A 19,070-nucleotide genomic window follows, 5' to 3' on the forward strand; every position below is an offset into this window, starting at 1 on the left:
TGGCGCAAGAGCTAATCGCCCAATCTACAATAGGCAGCATTATGGTTATGGTTCCCGCTACTACTCCCAAAATTCTGATCGTCGATGACGACTTCGGTGTTAGAAATCTCATCTATCGTTTTTTAAGCCGGAAATATCAAATAGAATCCGCAGCAGATGGTAAGACTGCCTTATCGTTGTTTGAGCAATTCAACCCAGCTTTAGTGATTCTGGATTGGAATCTGCCGGATCTTAATGGTTATAGCCTCTGCCAAGAAATGCAGGGCCGTACTAATGTTTTAGTGCTGATACTGACTAGTAGGACTGACGAGGCTGATAAAATTAAAATTTTAAGCGCAGGTGCTGATGATTTCATGACTAAACCGTTTAGTCTTGCAGAAGTTGAAGTTAGAGTAGAAGCTCTTTTGAGACGGATACGCTACATCAACCCCTCCCCAACACAACGGGTCATTTTTAAGCAGTTAGCAATTAACCCAGAGGGTCGGGAGGTAACACTCAACGATAGACCTCTTGCTTTAACAGCGCTGGAATTTAATATCTTACATTTTTTGGCAAGTCATCCTAATCAGGCTTGGAGTCGCCCACAGCTAATCCAAAAAATCTGGGGTTGCGACTACGTGGGAGATGGCCGAGTGGTTGATGTGCATATTGGTCAGCTTCGCAAGAAGATGGAAGTCGATGCTAGCATACCGGAGTTTATTAAAACTGTGCGGGGCTATGGCTATAAGTTTGAAGCACCCGACGAAAATACTAGCGGATTTAATCCATAGCCCACCTTATTTAACCGTTCCTCCATCGGGGATGGGCGTGTAGATACTATTCGATCTCGCCTGAAGGGGCGGCTTTAGACTCTGACTTGCAACAGTTTAGCAAAAACCGCGGGTATCGCTCCCCAAATTGTACAAGGTTACGGGGGGCAAATCACCGTAAAAAGTATACTTGGGTTTTGGCTCAACCTTTCAAATTAACCTTCCCCTCAAGCTTTGACCCATCTTGACGAGATAAAAATTTTTCACTAGTGTGATAGCTTCTTCGCCATTTTTCCAGATGCTCTATAGATATTGATTTAGATATGACGTTCACGCCATTTCCTCGCCAAGCAACTTCTGCATCTGTTGTGAAAACCCCGCATTCTAATTGATCTAGCCTTATATTCCAATATTCACTAAATCGGCCTTTCAAAGTGATAACTTGCTCAAATACCTTGTTTCTGTGTTTATTTCTTCTTTTTCTTTCAGTAGCTCCTGTTGCTTCTGTATCAATAAACTTAGTTTCTATTAAAAACAGGCTCCCTTTAAAAGTCTGGTAGACAAAATCACACTTTCCTAAATCTGTATAATCTGAAATTGGAGATTTTTCAAATAACAGTAATTCAGCGCACGAGGGAAACAAGTCTTTAATATTCAGAAATAAATAAGCTTGCAATAAAAGTTCCTTATCATAAGGAAACAAGATAACTCCTTCAAAAAACTTTTTAATGTCCTCCTGAGTTTGCGGTTGAATGATTTTACAGTATGAAACAAATTTATGTAGCTCGTTTACGATCATCAAGTTCTAACTCCTTCCCCCGGTCGCAGCCTTAAGGTCTTAGCATAAAAATATACCATCGCTCTTAGGAAATCATCATCCGCATAAGTAACTAAAAAAACGATTGAAACACTCAATACTTAAGGCAATTTACTGTTGACAGTTCAGCAAAAATCATTATTAAGCTGCTTTTCAGTATTGGTGGACTTTTCACTTCTGGCTTCAGATACCAGTTAGCGATTTGATATGAGCAGGAAAACTGGCATTTTGCAAAGCTTGAACGGTTATTCTAGAATCTTGTACGCAATATTGCCAACCCAAGCGAACAAGTTTCCGAGAATTTTCAGTTTGTATAATTCCGATCACTGGCATTTTTGCTTTTTCTTTGTCTACTGAGTGGTCTTGCAAAATTGTTTTCAAGCGATGTAGGTAATCCATATTACCTGCTTGCTGGGGATTTAACTCCACCATTACCATTTGTACTGTCTCCACTGGTTCTACATCTTCAAGAATAAATTGAGTTTGCTCGTCGCGCCGATCTACTTTTCCCCAAATAATCAATCTAGTGTCAACTTGGAGTAGGGTACTAATGCGTTCATAGGTTTTGGGAAAGACTACAGCTTCTGATTGTGTAGTGAGGTCTTCTATTTGCAAAATTGCCATTTGTTCGCCTTTTTTAGTAACGACTTTTTTGACGTTATTCAACATGACAACTGCACAAATTCTTGTTTCTTCCCTTTGCTCTCCCAGTTGCGAAAGGTTAATCGGAGTCAAAAGTGGTGCTATTTGCCGTAAGGATTTAAGTGGATGATCTGATACATAAAATCCTAATAATTCTTTCTCCATCTGTAATTTTTTCTGCGGGGGTAAATCGATCACAGGTTTAGATTTAGGAGCAGTTTCAAAGGCATTATTTGCTCTTTTATTCGGAGTAGAAGAAAATCCGTCGCCTAATAAATCTAAGAGATTTCCTTGACCACTAGCTCTATCTTTAGCGCGAGATTGCGCCCAATCATACACTAATTCTAGGTCGTTAATTAACTGTTGACGGTTGGGTTCAATTTTGTCAAAGGCTCCACAGTAAATCAGCGGTTCCATAGTCCGGCGGTTAACAGCACGTAAATCCACGCGATCGCAAAAATCAGCGAGCGATTTAAATCCTGTTTCATTTCTCGCCTCCAAAATACAAGCGATCGCACTCTGCCCCACGTTCCGCACAGCCGAAAATCCAAACAGAATCTTTCCTGCCGTTGGCGTAAAATCAACACCAGAACGATTAATATCTGGTGGATCTATGGAAATACCCATATTTGTACAGTTAGTAATATATCTCTGTACCTTATCGGTATCGCCACTGTTAGCCGTTAACAGCGCCGCCATATATTCTAATGGGTAATTAGCTTTTAAATATGCTGTTTGATAAGTTACGTAACCATAGGCAGTCGAATGGGATTTATTGAAACAATTCGAAGCTACTAACCCATTTTTTATCGCAAAATTATGGTCATGCTCAACCCCAATATCATAGACATTTTGTGTGCCTAAATATTTGCGTGTGACTATTTTAATCATCCTACCCTACCCCGGAAAAAGTTTTTGCCAAATTGATAAAATGATGACAATTGTAATTATTGTAATACCATAACCAAAAATTATATCACCATAAAACACTGCTATACTCTTACATAAAAATACCCTAAATATATCAAACTTTTGGTAAAGCATTAGATAGACAGTTAACAGCTATACAATAGCTGTTTTAAAACTTATTAAACCGTTCCAATACATATTAATGCGCTTATTCAGATGCCTAAAGAAGAGGGGATATCTTAGCTGGGAAGAAAAGTTTTATCTTGTATATTCCAATACCGTTTGGTTCAGCAATTTCTTGGATGAGGCAGGGGGTAGGGTGAGAATAGAAGCTGTTCTTGAGAAAACAATTGCTCATAACCCTCTTTCCTCAAGAGCCTCTATCCAATGCCCAATGCGTCGGTTACTATCGTTGAAAAGCAACTCAGTATAAGAGGGTGTAGGTAGGTGAAAGTGGCGTTGATCGTACTTTTGGTGGTGGTTGTGGGATTGTTTGTGATAATCGAGATCGGACTGCGATCGCTCTTTGGCTTTGGTAATCCCCTGATTTACATTAGCGATGAGCAGATTGGTTATTTATTGGCTCCTAACCAGCGTACCCGTCGTTTTGGTAATCGCATTGAAATTAATGAGTATTCTATGCGAGGTAGTCCACTCAAGAAGACACCTGCACCTTTTGGGCTGCGAATTTTACTGTTAGGGGATTCTATTGCTAATGGTGGCTGGTGGACAGATCAAACTAATACAATATCCACAATGATGATGCGTTCTTTGGCATCATGCACTAATAGTAATTATCAGGAAGTAGAAGTGCTGAATGCTTCAGCTAACTCTTGGGGGCCAAGGAACGAGTTAGCTTATTTAGAGAAGTTTAGCACTTTCAACGCGCAAGCAGTAGTGTTATTAATTAATACCGATGATTTGTTTGCTACTGCTCCCACTTCTTTACCGGTAGGACGCGATCGCAACTATCCTAATAGTAAACCTCCCTTAGCATTGGTGGAAGTGTGGCAACGTTATATCGTCAAGCAACAGCCAATTCCCGAAATTGAAGCAGTGCAAAATGAACCAGGCGATCGCGTGGGGATTAATTTGGAGGCGATCGGCAAAATTCAAGCCCTGACTCGCCCAACCAACAGCCAATTTCTCCTAGTCATGACTCCCTTACTACGAGAAATTGGTGCAGGGCCCCGCGATTACGAAATTATTGCACGCCAGCGCTTGAACGATTATACTAAAGTCCAACAAATTAACTATATAGACTTTTTACCAATATTCAATTCAATTACCAACCCGCAAGCTTTGTATCACGACCACATTCACCTTAACTTACAAGGTAATAAATTTGTCAGTGAAATTACCCTGCGATCGCTTTTAGAAATTCTAAGGGAGATACCACTTCCTCAAAGCTACTAAAGTCGTCAATTCTATCCAAAAAAAGGTTCGTACTGAGCCATTTCTCGCTCAATTTCAAGGACAGAGCCATAGGCATCAGCACCTTGCTTTTTTACTCATAATCGGTTAAGCGGATTTGTTTTGATGAAGCGACACAATTCAAATCCACTTATCCCCGGCATTACTACATCAGGGTAAGCGCATTGAGCTTTTCTTCAAAGATTATTTCTAGAGCTTCTTTCGCACTGGTCGTCTTCATCAGATTGTAACCCCTATCTGTAAAAAAACGACCAACTAATTGGGAGCATCCCGTCAGGTGCAAAAACCTTGATAGCCCTCATCCCCTAACCCCGAATCCCATCATTTGCGATTCGGGGAACTAGAATTATGTCTCCCCTCTCCCAAAAATGGGAGAGGGGCTGGGGGTGAGGGAAAAGATTTAAGCCAAAATTGGGATGCTCCCAACTAATTTAAATTGACTCAGACAATCTTCTATAACTAAAATAGTAGCAATTCAGGTAATACTCAACCTTAAATTTGCCAAAAATATGTTAGTTTTTGTAAAGTTAATTTTTAGCTTAATAAATTAAACAATATGTTGAAAAATTAATTTTAATAAATCACCTTGTGTAAAAGGCTTAGTTAAATAACCTGATGCTCTTAATATCTTAGCTTTAGCTCTATCTAGAAAGCCTAATTTTTCTGACACCATAATCACAGGTGTGTTTTTAAAATTTGAGTGTTTACGCAGCAAAGAGCAGAGTTCATATCCATCTAAATTAGGCATTGAAATATCCAACAAAATGATATCAGGTTTAGTGTGAACAATCTCCATTAAAGCCTTTAAAGAATCAGTGACTCCCACAAAAGAAAATATTTGCTCATCTAAATAACTTTTAATAGTATTCAATACCGTAGGACTGTCATCAATACACAGGATTGTGTAGATTTTTTTTTCAGCAGGCGGTTGGGTAATTCGGTGACTCCTATGTTCATTAGTATTAATAGAGTAGGTCGGTGGTTTATAGCTGTTTGTTCTAGACGAGTTTGGTGTACTTTTGGTTTTAGGTTTTAGCTCATTTATTTTGAACAATTCTGAAGGGTTTGATTGAGAAGTTGGCGATGTCTGATGATAAGCCCCTTCCCTTCGCGGTGTTTGACATCGTTCAACTAGTAAGCGGAGATTCAGATGACAAAACTTTGGCATGTCATCTAGAAAGCTTTCAGGAATAAATTCATAACTCCCCTCGTCTAAGTTTAAAAATGACTCCAGAACTTCTAGCGCCAATTGCTCTATCAGTATCGCCGCTTGAGAGGGAGTGATATATTTCTGATTTACTAACCAGCAAATAGCCAAATAATCTGGGTTTGGTATTGCCTGATTTTCAATTCCAGTTTCAAATATCGCCCGCAACTGTTCGTGAATTTCACGAGGTAGAGTAGAAATTTGCTGACTCAAGCGTTGCAAATTTCTGTAAAGCGGCTCAAACATTTTCTCTGAGTAGCAGGCATAAATTAGTTTACCTTCGTCTACATATATTGACCAAGAGCCTGATGTGCTAAATACCTGCAAACAACCAGTAACCGACTTACCAGTGATTTTTTTCAACAAAGATAAAGGCTGGAGCTTTTGGAAAAATCTGTATCTACTAATCGGAAGTGTCTTCATTGGGATGGCTCTGGAATAAAATTAACATTTGTTTGCAGGTAAAATTAGTGAATTACCTTTTCAGAATTCACCGCGACTTTGTTGGAAGCACTGTTGAGATAAATATAGCGGTAACATTTGAGTTAGTACAGAGATTCCACACCCCCCAACTCTTAATTCACCAATCTCTGTTAAGCTATAAACCACGAGTTACAAATAAACCAATCTATGTTATCGCCCAATAGCAAAAAGGCCTGACTGGTTGCCAGAATATAGTATTTCAAAAATTAGATTGGTTTTCTGTATCTTTTGCTAATCTAGCCAATCTAACAGTAACTCAAGTTCAACGCATAGACCATTGGCTCTCGCCCATCAGTCACAAAAGCATCATTGTTATCCGTATTTAGCAGCCTAAAATTGTCGATCCTTTAGTTCTTGTGCCAAAGTTTTTTTGCCCCGGATGCTAAAGTCGAAAGCGACCAAAACTTACTGTAATGTAGATGAAAATAGCTCTCCGTCAAGGCTTTTGAGCATTAAATCCGCGCTGATGAACTATGTTTTTGTAGTCGTGACGAAAGTCGTCGGATACTTTTGCTAGAAGTTTATTCTTGAGGATAACTTATTCAAGAGAAAACGTATTATTAGAAACTAAGCATTAAAAAAGTTAGATGCCTTACTTAGGTTTGTGATTGTAGAGCAACCCTTAAAGTTGGGATTGGGCAAAATTATCACTTGCACAACAAGAATGGTAAACCTCCGACCAAGGATGAGTTAGCTGGTAATTGCCGCCATGATGGTGTGTGGTGAGATGCAACAGGCAACCAAATCAGCAGAAGGGAATTTCTTCATAATTACTGGAAGCGGTTTCTAATGTTGTGTGGGGCTAAATAGTCACCCTGCACGATTTGAAGTGACAAATTCAAATCGTGCAGCGAAATTCTTGATTGGTAGTACATACCTGTAAAATAGCTCTTTTTAGCTACATGGTAGATAACAAGTAAGTAACCACTAAAATTCAGATTACTATAATTTTCAAAAAAAGTTATCAGAAATATATAAACTTTATGATAAATCAGTGAGGTAGATCGGTAGGGGCATGGCACTGTCATGCCCCTACACCTGGCGATATAATGTTGTACCGCATCTGAATGGGAACCGCTATAAAGGAAACATGAAAACTAATTAATATTATTTTTCAGTATTTATTTGAGCGGATGTCCGGGAAGGCTGAGAATGTACAGTTAAAGATAATTTTATATGTTTATAAATGAGGCTGAATTTGATTATTCCATTTCCGAAAATCTTGACTGCCGCATTCAAGATGATCTTGAAGTTTATGAGGGGCATTTGCCAGAGCGCTTTAGTCTAGCGTGGAAAGGATATGTGACTGGGCTGATGGAGTGGCAAGTGATTGATCTGACAAACTACAAAAAGCTTCTTTCCTTACTGCCTGTGATTGCCAACGACCCAGTTCCAGATATTTTGTTGTCAAAAGAAAGTCTAAATGCTGGTTCCGATCACCTCGACACCCCGGAGGCGGAACTACAGGCTCGTCTTGAGAAGTATATAGATGCCTTTAGTGGAAATATGCCTGAATCTTACGCGATCGCATGGAATAGTTATTTAGGGGGTTTATTTGAGTGGGGGGTGATTAAATCTAGCTTGTACAGACAGCTTCTTTCACTTCTGCCAGAATTATCAAATCCCGATCCAGTTCTGCTAATCTTCATCGGACGAAAAGATACTTATAGTTTTCAAGAATATATAAAAGATGATATAGAGGCTTTCAAAGGAAACTTACCTGAACGCAATGCAATTGCTTGGAAAGCTTATTTAAGGGGATTTTGGGAATATGGAGCCATTTCAACCAAAGGTTATCAGCAGCTTCTGGAACTGCTGCCAACAACTATAGATTTAGAGAAATTAAATATTTTCTCCGAACGTGGACAGACACCTAAAGGTCCGGGGGGATTTGGGGCTAGTACCCAAGTGAGTGCCGAATTGCACTCACGCATTCAACAACAGCTTAATGCTTTTCAAGGTGATTTGCCAGAGGACTACTTAATAACTTGGGACGCTTATTTATTAAGCCTGCAAGAGTGGGATGTGATTGACCGATCAGACTATACACAACTTGTTAGTCTCCTGCCGCCTATTTCCGGTTCTGACCCAGTTAAAAGGATCGCTAACGCTGTCTACAGTTAATTTACCAATTCATGCATAAGGTATATTTAGCAAAAAGACGCAAAGATATTTTTTGCGTCTTTGGTGTGAGATTTAGAAGTGGAAATTCTCACCGTTATAGTTCTCCATCTACTTAAAATTGCTCCTGCCAGCACCAGCTTAAAAGTGTGCCACCAGCCACCAGCTTAACTATTTCTAATATCCAATAACTGCCGTGCAGTATATTCATTGTCGATGGAATAGCAGCCGCAGCTTCAAATAGGTTGAGTTGAACTCCGATGGCGCACATTTGCGGAGTTAAGAAATAGGTGTCAAGCATGGCTATAGTTAGCAGCAGCACAGATAAAACAATACTGCCAATACTCCAGTGATATCGGGTTTTGCTCAAAGCTAGCGCTCCAGTCAGAACTATAGCAGCAGATAATAATTCCATCCGATTGAAGTTCCAAAAAATCGTATAGCCTGCTGTCGTAAAACCAGCTTGACTCATCATGCCAGAAAGATAAAGGCTAGGCATAATTACCCAGTCTAAAACTAGACTAGCACTGAGCCAAAAGCCCAAAGTCAAGATGATGCCGGTTTGCCAAATTGGTCGCTTGTATTCAAAGTTAGAAATAGCAGTCATAAAATAATTGCGTGGGTTGCATTTCTTAGTTTGTAACTTTACGGGCAGTTTGACAAGAGATATCAACTAAGCTTTACAAAGCCATTTCTCTTAATTCATTCTTAATCCAATCCCAAGATTTTTTAAACTTAATTGAGAAATATTAAGATTATTTAAAAATTAATTTACATAGATTTTGTTTGTTAGAAATACTCAATTTTTTTAGATAGAAAGTAGCTACTCAAGTAATATCGGATGTTAAAACAGATACTTCAATTCAAAAATAATAATTAAAGGTTTGTGGTGAGGGCTGAAGCCCTCTGGTGCATCCGCTACATTTAAGTTATTTTTGGCAATAGCACTCACTGTTGTTGAGTGCGATTCTTTCACAAGAATGGAGCGTCAGAAATCGCACTTATTTTTCCTGAAACGTCCAGACTCCTTCATCCCAATCTGATTCTGTTGGGGGTGACTGTAACCAATGCTGACAACGCAACAGATGCAACATAGCAGCTTTATCATGGCTATCTGCTGCCAAAACTTTGGCAAACTCGGCTCTAGCAAGGGAAAACTGGCGCTTGAGGTAATACTCGCGCCCTTTATGATAATGCTCAATCACTTGCAATTTTTGGCTTTCAATGGGATTGGAACGCAAACCCAGCAATTCGTATATGGCTACTGGTTCGTTTCTGCCCTTGACACGAATGTAATCTAGTTCCCTAGCCCAAATCTGATCTTGGCATGGCTTAAAAGTGTTATGGCTAATAATAATGTCGCAACCATATTGCTTACTGACACTTTCTAATCGAGAGCCAAGATTAACGCCATCGCCAATGGCGGTAAATTCCATCCGCTTACTAGAGCCGATATTCCCACTAATTACGGTATCAGAATTGATACCAATACCGATCTTGATTCTAGGCTTATCATCTGCATAACGACGTTGATTAAATTCGTGCAGACGTTGGCGCATTTCTAAGGATGTTTGCACTGCCATCCAAGCGTGTTCTTCCAATGGTAGGGGAGAACCAAACACAGCCATGATGGCATCGCCGATGTATTTATCAAGAGTGCCTTTATGTTTGAAGACTGCCTCCACCATTGATTCAAAATATTCATTGAGCATACTTACCACTTCTTCTGCTTGTAAGTTTTCTGTTAAAGTGGTGTAGCCGCGAATATCGGAAAATAAAATCGAAACTTCTTTACGATCGCCTCCTAGTTTAGCATCATCTAATTTCAGCAATTCTTCGGCTAATTCCTGGGTCATGTAGCGGTACATCGTACTCTTGAGCCGCTTTTCATCACTGATATCTTCCATGACTACCAGCGCCCCCCGGACTAGCTCTTGGTCGCTAGCATCAGCAATTGTGTTAATCGATAAATTGATACTATGCTTTTCTATACCAGTAGTTACAAGTGTGCGATCGGGGTAATATTGCTGGCGGTCTTTTAAGTCCTTTGCATGTAAAGCATCCTGATACCACTTGCTAAAGTCACCTTCTTTGATGGCGATCGCATCAGTCACTAATTTACCTTCTAAACGGTCTTCTGGCTCCAGTCCTAGCAAACGTTTGGCACTTTCATTGGCAGCGATAATTAACCCAGTTTTATCAGTAGAAACTACTCCATTAGAAAGACTACGCAAAATATCGCGTTGCATTTGTTCTTGTTGTTTAACTGTGGCAAACAACTGAGCATTTTGCAGCGCTACTCCCGCTTGAATATTAAAAGCTTCCATGAACTCTTCATCGTTGCGGTCAAAGCTAGCTTGGAAGCAGTCGGGAGCTTTGGGCCAATCAGCTGGATTATAAGGTGGAAAATCACCATTTTTCTTTTTATTTACGAGTTGGGTAACGCCAATCAGTTGTTGATCGGCGTTAAATACTGGCATACAAAGCAAGCTACAGGTGCGATAGCCATTTTGCTGATCGAGTTTTTTGGCAGTATCAGAGTCAGGATGGTAATACAAATCAAAGGCAATATTCAATTTCTTGCCAGAAACTGCTACTATACCAGCGAAGCCTTTACCTACGGGGACTCGTAACTCCTTAGTTGAACCATCATCCTGGGTGATTTTCGTCCACAATTCATGGCGATCGCGGTCTATTAACCATAGTGTACTGCGATCGGCATTCATCAGTTCCTTGGCTTCATCCATTACCCGCTTTAGGGTATCTTCTAAGTCGAGACTGCTTTGAGATAGAGACTTGATCGCCTTCATCAGCGCCGCCAATGCTCTTTGTTTTTGAGTGGCTACATAAAAAGAGCGCGAAGATTCTAAAATCAGGCTAATCGAAGGGGCAAATTCTTGAAATAATTGTTCGTCAGCCCGGATAAAACCTTTGGTATCAATGCGCTCTGCTAGTGGAGCATCGGGATTATTCCCAGATTTTAATTTATTTAATAATTGCGCTACTGCAACTAAATGTCCACGTTCATTCAATAATGGCAAAGCCAGCATGGTGTAGGTGCGGTAGCCAGTTCTTTTTTCTTGTTCTTGGGCAAAATGCGATCGCGGATCGTTATAAAAATCAAAGGGAATATTGACAACTCGCTTGAAAGTGGCGACTTCCCCAGCAATGCCTTTATCGGCGGGGATGCGAATTTCTAAAGAGCGATCGCCCTCCCCCTCAGCTAGAATTGACCAGAGTTCTTGTTTTTCTTCATCCAATAAAAATATTGTCGTCCGGTCTGCCCCCAGTAATTCCCCGGTTTTCAAGGTAATCGAATGCAACATTTCTTGCAGAAGAGTTTCAAATCCCTGAGAATCCAGCATTGACAGGGTTTGATGAACAATCTGTAATTTTTGCTCGACATCCTGAACGACTTGCTTAAAAGTATCCTGAGTTAGGGGAGCAAGAAACGTAGAAAAATTTCCTTGTCTTGTGGCAAGAGCACCCACAGGAGCAGAATTTGCTTGTAATTCGAGGTTTTCTTGGTTATGAACACCAATAATCAAATCGGTGGTCTCCCCACAATTTTGATACACTGACATAATAGGTTTTTTATATAACAGGATGAGATTTTAGATGTAACAATGCAATTAAATTTATGTAAGTGGTGCTAAAAGCAACAATTGCTTAATGTTATCCATAGTTTAATCGCTTGTTTGGCTAGCGTCATCCTGAGAAGCAAGGTGGAAGTCAATTACTTATGACTACAGTACAGATGCAGTAATACTCAGAACCCTTGCTACTGTTTACAAAGTCTTCTGGGGATCGTCAATTTTGTATTGAAGAAGTCAGAATCAAGCAGGGCTATTTCATTCTCTTCTAGTCCGCCTCAGAATGAATTCCCCCGTCTAATAGCGACTAACGCTCACCAGCATAAGCAGTTAAAGCGATCGCTGTAATTGTCCCGCCTTGCTCTGGTTGCAAACTCCTCACCTGTCGCATCACCATGTAATCATCTATTTCTGGCATCCCGATATCGCTAATGAGCAAATATTGGCTGGGATTGACTCAGTGCAGTTAAAGCTTCAATGGCTGAGGCTACAGCAGTCACAGTTGCACCATATTGGTCTAGCATGAAACGCACTCTCGCATATCTGCGTCATTATCCACTACGAGAATATCTAAGCCAGATAAGGGTAAGGACTGATCTTCCACAAGTGAAAAGTTATCTTCTCATCCTTGATTCCTTTGCTTTGTTCCTGTAAGCATGGAAGTCTGACGGTGAAAGTTGCTCCTTATCCTTCGCCCAGGTTTTGGGCTTGAAATACATTTCCTTGGGCAGATGAAATTTAGATGATATCAGGTTCAGATAATTACTTTTACTGACTCACAAACAAAAAATAAGCTAACATTCAAGCAGAGTAAGCATTTCCCGCTCATAAACTCCCCATGCTTGATAACCTGCAAACCCAAGTTTACCAACTAGAACAATTTGCCAACAGCCTTGTTTCTAACCAACTGACACACCTTAGCGTGGTGAGTGTTGGTATCATCTTTGCTGCTGGCTTGCTTACCAGTCTTACACCGTGTATGCTTTCTATGCTGCCAATTACCATTGGTTACATCGGCGGTTATGAGGCTAAAAGCCGTTTACAAGCAGCTGCCCAATCAACCTGGTTTGCTTTAGGATTAGCAACTACATTAGCAGGGTTAGGTATTATAGCAGGTATCGTCGGAAAAGTCTACGGTCAAGTGGGAATAGGTTTGCCGATTATCGTCAGCATTATCGCCATTCTCATGGGGCTGAACTTATTAGAAGCACTACCTCTGCAATTTCCATCCTTGGGCGAAACGAATTGGATATCGCCAGATTTACCAGCCGGATTGCGTTCTTATTTGCTGGGGCTGACTTTCGGCTTAGTCGCATCTCCTTGTAGCACACCGGTTTTAGCTAGTTTGTTGGGTTGGATTGCCAATACACAAGACTTAATTTTAGGGGCTGTTTTGCTACTTTCTTACACAGCCGGTTATGTAGCACCATTGATTTTGGCGGGTACTTTTACAGCTTCAATTAAAAAGTTACTAGAATTGCGTCGCTGGTCTGGTTGGATTAATCCAGTTAGTGGGGCGCTGTTGGTAGGATTCGGTGTATTTTCCTTAATTTCTCGAATTCCCCTTGGCAGTTTTTAATATCAATACTTTTGTAATATTTTACAGATAATGACTTTAGAAGATTCAGCGTCGAAAGAATTAAAATGGTGGGCAGTACCTGGGCAGTTTTTACGGCAAGAGCTTTTGCCAGTACTGACTAACTTACGACTAGCGATCGCACTACTGCTATTGATTGCAATCTTTAGCTCCACTGGTACTGTAATTGAGCAAGGTCAGTCACCCGCATTTTACCAAGCCAACTATCCAGAACATCCAGCTTTATTTGGTTTCTTAACTTGGAAGGTAATTCAGGTAGTTGGGTTAGACCATGTATATCGTACTTGGTGGTTTTTGGCATTACTGATTTTATTTGGCACTAGCTTAACTGCTTGTTCATTTACCCGACAGTTACCAGCCTTAAAAGCTGCCCAGCGCTGGAAATATTACGAAGAACCACGGCAATTTCAAAAGTTAGCTTTAAGTGCAGAACTAGATACTGGTTCTTTAGATTCTTTGAACCAGATATTACAAAAACACCGCTATAAAATTTATCGAGATCAAGAAAAAGAAAATCTCCTTTACGCCCGCAAAGGAATAGTCGGACGCATCGGCCCAATTATCGTTCATATTGGCATCGTCGCTATTCTGATCGGGGGAATTTGGGGGGCAATGACTGGTTTTTTGGCTCAGGAAATGGTTGCTAGTGGCGATACATTTCAAGTAACAAATATTGTCGATGCTGGCCCTTTAGCCGCAAAAATATCGAAAGATTGGTCTGTGCGCGTCAATCGTTTTTGGATTGACTACACACCATCTGGCGGCATTGATCAATTTTATTCGGATATGTCTGTCTTGAATAAACAGGGGGAGGAAGTTGACCACAAAAAGATTTTTGTCAACGAGCCTCTGCGCTATCATGGCATCACTTTCTATCAAACTGATTGGGGAATTGCAGGTGTTCGCGTCCAATTTAACAACAGCCCGGTTTTTCAGCTACCAATGGCGCAATTGAACACCAAGGGACAAGGGCGCATTTGGGGAACATGGGTTCCGACGAAACCAGATTTGAGTGAGGGTGTCTCCTTGTTAGCCAAAGACTTGCAAGGGATGGTATTAATTTATGATCCCACAGGCAAACTCGTTGATACTGTTCGCGCTGGGATGTCTACCGAAGTTAATGGCGTGAAGCTGAAAATTCTGGATATCATTGGTACTACTGGCTTACAAATTAAAGCCGATCCAGGTATACCAATTGTTTACTCAGGGTTTGGTTTACTAATGCTGGGTGTGGTGATGAGTTACTTTTCTCATTCACAAATATGGGCATTACAAAAAGGCGATCGCTTGTATGTGGGTGGCAAAACTAATCGCGCCCAAGTTGCTTTTGAACAAGAGGTTTTAGAGATTTTAGATCGGCTGAGTTCACAGCCAAAAAGTGAGGATAAAGAGGCGGCGATTGAAGTTTAAACGCAGAGAGTAACACAAGTAAAAAGATGAATGTAGAGATGTAGCACTGCTACGCCTCTACAAGGGTTCTGAATAACCCATATTTAATTTCACCAGATGTCTTGTGTTTAAACTGCTCAGTCATGTTGAACAAAATCTAGCAAGGGAGGGAATATTTTTGACTTGTCGGCAGAAACTAGCACAAACACTACATTGGTGGAAATCGGTTCTTGAATATAGTTGTAAAGAATAGCAAATGCTCTTGTAGTCAAATAATGAGCATTTCTGAGCAAAACTACAACCTTCTTTCCTTCTGATTCTGCGAGGTAAGTTTTTACTTGCTTTATCAGCCCTTCAATATCGTTAACTTCATAAGCTTCAGCAGCTTCAAAATCTATTATTTGCTCACATAAAAAAGATGTCATTCTTTTTCCTTGGTGTCTTCAACTTTTTCAAAAGTTCCATCAGCGCGTCGCCGCCAGCCGTCCACAATCACATTGTCTTCGGGATTGCGGGGTTTTGATGGATCTCGCCAATCATATTCAGTAGACTCAGTTAGTGGTTTCGGCTCTCCGTTAGGGATTTCGTCCTTTTTAGATTCGTTGGCTTCAGTCATACCGTTCTTTTTCTATTAGCAATCAAATTATACGGAGTGTAGCCCTACTTTTGATGCCGTACTTCAACCACAGTATGTACATTGCCACGAGGTGTAAAATCTGCTTTTACGGTGGCTTCCAACGGATCGCAAGCAGCTACAAAATCATCTAAAATTTGATTGGCAGATTCTTCGTGGGAAATATAGCGATCGCGGTAACTGTTAATGTAAAGCTTAAGCGCCTTCAATTCCACTACCCGTTCATCAGGTATATAGGTAACGTAAATTGTCGCAAAGTCAGGATAACCAGAAAACGGACATTTACAAGTAAATTCCGGCAAAGTAATCTTAATGTCATATCGCCTCCCCACACGCGGATTTGGAAAGGTAATTAGTTTACCTTCCGCAATGTCGCGTTCGCCATACTTCATTTCTTGGCTTCCCGGGGTTACACTTTCAGGTAATTTCTCAGTTGTCATTTGTCATTTGTTATTTGTCATTTGTCATTTGTCATTTGTTATTTTACTTATCTTTACGTCTTTTTAATAATTTTATTCCTAACTCCTAACTCCTAACTCCCCATTCCTAACTCCTAACTCAATACTCTTCCTTCTCCCAGTCTGGACAATTCTCATCTTCACAACCGTGGGGATGCATGGCACAAACTAACAAATTACCACTATAAACTTGACCGTGGTAGTGAGTACAACCAATACAGGCGGGATTTTTTTCGGCTGTGGGTTCAACTGAATAAGGAAAACCTGGATCTACATCTCCTACAATGTCTTCGAGTTCCCAGTAAGCTTCAAACATTGGTTCAGTCAAATCATGTAAATAGTGATCGACTTCAAGGGCAATGTTAGGGACTTGCTCGGTGATTTCTTCCGTTAGCTCAAAAAAAGCGTCTACCATTTCACTCATTCCCAGGAAGAAACGCTCTACTTCATCAGCCACTGTTTCAACGATTTCTACTAAATCTTTTTGCCACTGTTCCATAAACTTGACACCTTTGCAGGCTATAAACAGGACGCTTTGTGTTATCTGGCTTAAAATACTAGAATACACACTAAGCAATGTATCTTATCAAGTTTCTATCTGAAGTGCCATGTCAAACTGCCACTTCTTACTAATATTTCGCTCCAAAAATGCTTTTTATTGATCGCGTTGCAATCTTTTTAACTCGTTTTGCAGTTCTAGCACTTCTTGGCGTAATTTTTCTGTGTTCTGATCATTTGATCCCTCTTTCACAGTTGGTTCTTCATCTTCCTCTAAAATTTCAATGCGCCGAGGTTCCGAAGGAGGTGTTTTTTCAGAGGTTTCACCAGATGCTTGCGGCTGTTGGGCTTGCTTCATCATCTCTTCAACGAAGCGGCGGGCTTCTTCTGTGTTCATTTCGCCCTTTGCGACCATTTCATCTGCCAGTTTTTGGACTTGCGATCGCACTTCGGCTAATTTTCCCCCTGCTTTCTCACCTGCGTAAGAAGCTAATCCAACACCGAGGTAAAAAGCTTTTTGAACAATATCTCCAAAACCAGCCATTTTCCCTGACCGCTCCTACAAATAGGGCGACCCGGAGACTACGCCTACCACAAGCCTCCCGTGTTGCTGCTACCTTCCGGTTCTGACAAGATTTGGGTGTTGCGATCGCATAGATCCAGGTCTTCTAAAAGCATAACATTAAAAGTCAGTAATGTGTGTGTTATTCCATAACAATCCGCCATTCATAAAGCTGATAGTTGACGCAGCCGTGTTTCACCAACGGGTCATCAGCTACAATTGCTTCTGCTTCCTCCTTTGATGCTGCCTCAAACAGCAACATCCCGCCTCTTTGTTCTGCCCAATAGCCTGTTCGCGCTTTGTGTCCTTTAGCAATCAAGTCTTGAATATAGGCTTGGTGGGCAGGTACATATTCGTCAAAGGTAGGTTTATCGACTTTCCCTTCTTCAATTTTTACAAACCAAGGCATCTGCTTTTTAACTCCCATTTCTAAAGACTTTCTACCTCAACCACGTTCGGGTGGAAGTAGAAAAGTAAGACTGTAATACTCAGCCTGATTTATTTAGTTGGCATAGTGATTTCCCAAATTCCTTGATTTCCACCATATTCTATAACATAAATTTTATTGCCGATAATCGCAGCGTCAATGGGATTACTAAAACCTTCAACAATGCGGGTAGCATTCAATTTATAACTGGTATTTCCTACTTTAGTTAACTTTAAATGCAGTAGGTCTTGCCCGGAATCTTTAAAAGGGCCTGGTAGTGTTTCGCCAGTGGGATCGCCTGTTGTAAAACTCAGCATGAATCCATCTTTGTTGAATTCTGGACTCATTACTCCTTGTGTATCAAAAACTAAGCCCAAAGGAGAACGGTGTGCTGTAAAAGTACTCAAGCTTTGCCCAAGAACACTGGCATCTTTGACTTTTCCATCTTGAGGATCGCGGAAATTATCTGCGTCCGGCCCAAAATTAGGAATTGGTTCAATTAAGTTTTCAGGCCGAGCAGGAAAGGTTGGATCGTTACGAAAGTAGCCCCTTTGAACGGCGTTAAATTTGGGGTTTAACAAAAGGTCTTTGGCCGGATCGTAATTAGGAAATTGTTGTGGGTTGTCTGTCCCGCCAATCCGCCAGGGAAAGCCGTAATTACCACCTGCACGGAGCCAATTTAATTCTTCTGACATGTCGCGATCGGGGCCATTTTCTGTACCAAATAAATCCCCATTGGGTGCAAAGGCCATATCGAAAGTATTACGTGTTCCTTCTGCAAAAATATAGCCAGATGTCTTTAAAGCTGCTCGATTATTTGGAAGAAAAAGATTTTTGCCATTAGTAGGAAGACGGAGTATACAAGCAGTTAATCCTACTTCACGAGTATTAGGATATAACCCATTAACAGACTGAACTTCACCATGATCGGTACGAGAACCGCTATTCACATAGATAAAGTTACCATCGGGGCTAACAACTACGCCGTTAAAGCGATGGTCATAGGCTGTTTTACTTTTGGGATAGCCTGCACTCTTAGCTAAGATAGACCAGACGCGCTGTTGGGTAACCGAGTTAATTTCGCCTTTAACAATAATTCCTTTGGTCTGGTTATTCACAAGGTCTGCATTACCAACCAAATAAATTGTGCCATTAGGACCAATGGCCATACCTTGAGTCTCACCTAGATTATGATCGCTAGAGGTGTATACAAGTTTACTATTAGACAAGCTTAAATTAACTTGATAAATATCACCATTTTCTTTGAGGTAATAAAGGGTATTGTTTCGTGGATCTTTTACAATCCGAACCGAAGGAGAGACTGATAAGGTATTCGTAATATTGCGAATCTGAATATCAGGACGCAGGGCTTTAGGTGCAGCATTTACTCCAGTAGCGCCATAATTTAATAGAGCTATTGTAAATAACAGCGTTTTAGCGGCGACAAAGTAGCTTTTGAGAGTGATACCGAGAAATCTGCGTTGCTTTTGGTTGGATGAGTTAATGCTATTCATTATTGTGTTCATAAAATAATCAGATGATTTTGTTGC

At 40.6% G+C, this 19,070-nt stretch carries 18 protein-coding genes and 1 other RNA gene; 5 read left to right on the plus strand and 14 right to left on the minus strand.

Annotation, left to right across the window (positions count from 1 at the left end; all coding sequences use genetic code 11):
- The first annotated feature begins 41 nt into the window (after positions 1–41).
- A complete protein-coding gene (locus tag V7K73_RS06635; RefSeq protein ID WP_334878279.1) occupies positions 42–770 on the plus strand; it encodes a response regulator transcription factor in 729 nt (242 codons plus the stop codon).
- A 181-nt stretch (positions 771–951) separates the two neighbouring features.
- On the opposite strand, the gene V7K73_RS06640 is transcribed toward V7K73_RS06635, so the two are convergent.
- Together V7K73_RS06640 and V7K73_RS06645 are read right to left on the minus strand one after the other, a co-directional pair.
- Complete coding sequence (locus V7K73_RS06640) at positions 952–1,548, minus strand: hypothetical protein (protein WP_334878327.1); 597 nt, start codon at positions 1,546–1,548, stop codon at positions 952–954.
- 201 nt (positions 1,549–1,749) lie between these two features.
- Positions 1,750–3,099, minus strand: coding sequence for a helix-hairpin-helix domain-containing protein (locus tag V7K73_RS06645; protein WP_334878281.1), 1,350 nt, complete (start codon positions 3,097–3,099; stop codon positions 1,750–1,752).
- A gap of 465 nt (positions 3,100–3,564) precedes the next feature.
- On the opposite strand from V7K73_RS06645, the gene V7K73_RS06650 reads away from it, so the two are divergent.
- Entirely contained in the window at positions 3,565–4,533 is a 969-nt protein-coding gene (locus V7K73_RS06650; protein WP_334878283.1) for an SGNH/GDSL hydrolase family protein, read from the plus strand.
- A gap of 565 nt (positions 4,534–5,098) precedes the next feature.
- On the opposite strand, the gene V7K73_RS06655 is transcribed toward V7K73_RS06650, so the two are convergent.
- Positions 5,099–6,181, minus strand: a complete 1,083-nt coding sequence (locus V7K73_RS06655) for a response regulator (RefSeq protein ID WP_334878284.1) — start codon at positions 6,179–6,181, stop codon at positions 5,099–5,101.
- A 1,236-nt stretch (positions 6,182–7,417) separates the two neighbouring features.
- On the opposite strand from V7K73_RS06655, the gene V7K73_RS06660 reads away from it, so the two are divergent.
- On the plus strand, positions 7,418–8,365 hold the full coding sequence (locus tag V7K73_RS06660) for a hypothetical protein (RefSeq protein ID WP_334878286.1): 948 nt from the start codon (positions 7,418–7,420) through the stop codon (positions 8,363–8,365).
- Between the two features lie 112 nt (positions 8,366–8,477).
- Here the strand turns inward: V7K73_RS06660 and V7K73_RS06665 are convergent, their stop codons facing one another.
- The 3 genes from V7K73_RS06665 to V7K73_RS06675 all read right to left on the minus strand — a co-directional run bounded on the left by V7K73_RS06665 (position 8,478) and on the right by V7K73_RS06675 (position 12,394).
- Positions 8,478–8,969 (minus strand): hypothetical protein, encoded by a 492-nt coding sequence (locus V7K73_RS06665; protein ID WP_334878288.1) that lies wholly within the window; start codon positions 8,967–8,969, stop codon positions 8,478–8,480.
- A gap of 394 nt (positions 8,970–9,363) precedes the next feature.
- Positions 9,364–11,946, minus strand: a complete 2,583-nt coding sequence (locus V7K73_RS06670) for a GAF domain-containing protein (protein WP_334878290.1) — start codon at positions 11,944–11,946, stop codon at positions 9,364–9,366.
- A gap of 316 nt (positions 11,947–12,262) precedes the next feature.
- A complete protein-coding gene (locus V7K73_RS06675) occupies positions 12,263–12,394 on the minus strand; it encodes a hypothetical protein (protein ID WP_334878292.1) in 132 nt (43 codons plus the stop codon).
- 399 nt (positions 12,395–12,793) lie between these two features.
- Between V7K73_RS06675 and V7K73_RS06680 the strand changes: the two genes are divergently transcribed.
- Positions 12,794–13,534: a cytochrome c biogenesis protein CcdA gene (locus V7K73_RS06680; RefSeq protein WP_334878294.1), complete on the plus strand. Its 741-nt coding sequence runs from the start codon at positions 12,794–12,796 to the stop codon at positions 13,532–13,534.
- 30 nt (positions 13,535–13,564) lie between these two features.
- Positions 13,565–14,962, plus strand: a complete 1,398-nt coding sequence (locus V7K73_RS06685) for a cytochrome c biogenesis protein (RefSeq protein WP_334878296.1) — start codon at positions 13,565–13,567, stop codon at positions 14,960–14,962.
- 116 nt (positions 14,963–15,078) lie between these two features.
- Here V7K73_RS06685 and V7K73_RS06690 read toward each other — a convergent pair whose 3' ends face one another.
- From V7K73_RS06690 to V7K73_RS06725, 8 genes are all read right to left on the minus strand, one after another.
- Positions 15,079–15,366, minus strand: coding sequence for a hypothetical protein (locus V7K73_RS06690; RefSeq protein ID WP_334878298.1), 288 nt, complete (start codon positions 15,364–15,366; stop codon positions 15,079–15,081).
- Positions 15,363–15,557: a hypothetical protein gene (locus V7K73_RS06695; RefSeq protein ID WP_334878300.1), complete on the minus strand. Its 195-nt coding sequence runs from the start codon at positions 15,555–15,557 to the stop codon at positions 15,363–15,365. The genes V7K73_RS06690 and V7K73_RS06695 overlap by 4 nt, the downstream gene beginning before the upstream one ends.
- A 44-nt stretch (positions 15,558–15,601) precedes the next feature.
- Entirely contained in the window at positions 15,602–16,015 is a 414-nt protein-coding gene (gene queF / locus V7K73_RS06700; protein ID WP_334878302.1) for a preQ(1) synthase, read from the minus strand.
- A 118-nt stretch (positions 16,016–16,133) separates the two neighbouring features.
- On the minus strand, positions 16,134–16,532 hold the full coding sequence (locus V7K73_RS06705) for a hypothetical protein (RefSeq protein ID WP_334878304.1): 399 nt from the start codon (positions 16,530–16,532) through the stop codon (positions 16,134–16,136).
- A 156-nt stretch (positions 16,533–16,688) separates the two neighbouring features.
- Positions 16,689–17,075, minus strand: coding sequence for a phasin family protein (locus V7K73_RS06710; protein WP_334878306.1), 387 nt, complete (start codon positions 17,073–17,075; stop codon positions 16,689–16,691).
- 25 nt (positions 17,076–17,100) lie between these two features.
- An RNA gene (gene ffs, locus V7K73_RS06715) (signal recognition particle sRNA small type) lies at positions 17,101–17,197 on the minus strand.
- A gap of 38 nt (positions 17,198–17,235) precedes the next feature.
- Positions 17,236–17,502, minus strand: coding sequence for a YciI family protein (locus V7K73_RS06720; RefSeq protein WP_334878308.1), 267 nt, complete (start codon positions 17,500–17,502; stop codon positions 17,236–17,238).
- Positions 17,503–17,591: 89 nt separating this feature from the next.
- The gene (locus V7K73_RS06725; protein WP_334878309.1) at positions 17,592–19,046 is read right to left on the minus strand and encodes a PQQ-dependent sugar dehydrogenase; all 1,455 of its coding nucleotides are present in this window, start codon (positions 19,044–19,046) and stop codon (positions 17,592–17,594) included.
- Between the last annotated feature and the right edge of the window lie 24 nt (positions 19,047–19,070).

Source organism: Nostoc sp. (genome assembly GCF_036916975.1).
Classification (GTDB): domain Bacteria; phylum Cyanobacteriota; class Cyanobacteriia; order Cyanobacteriales; family Nostocaceae; genus Nostoc.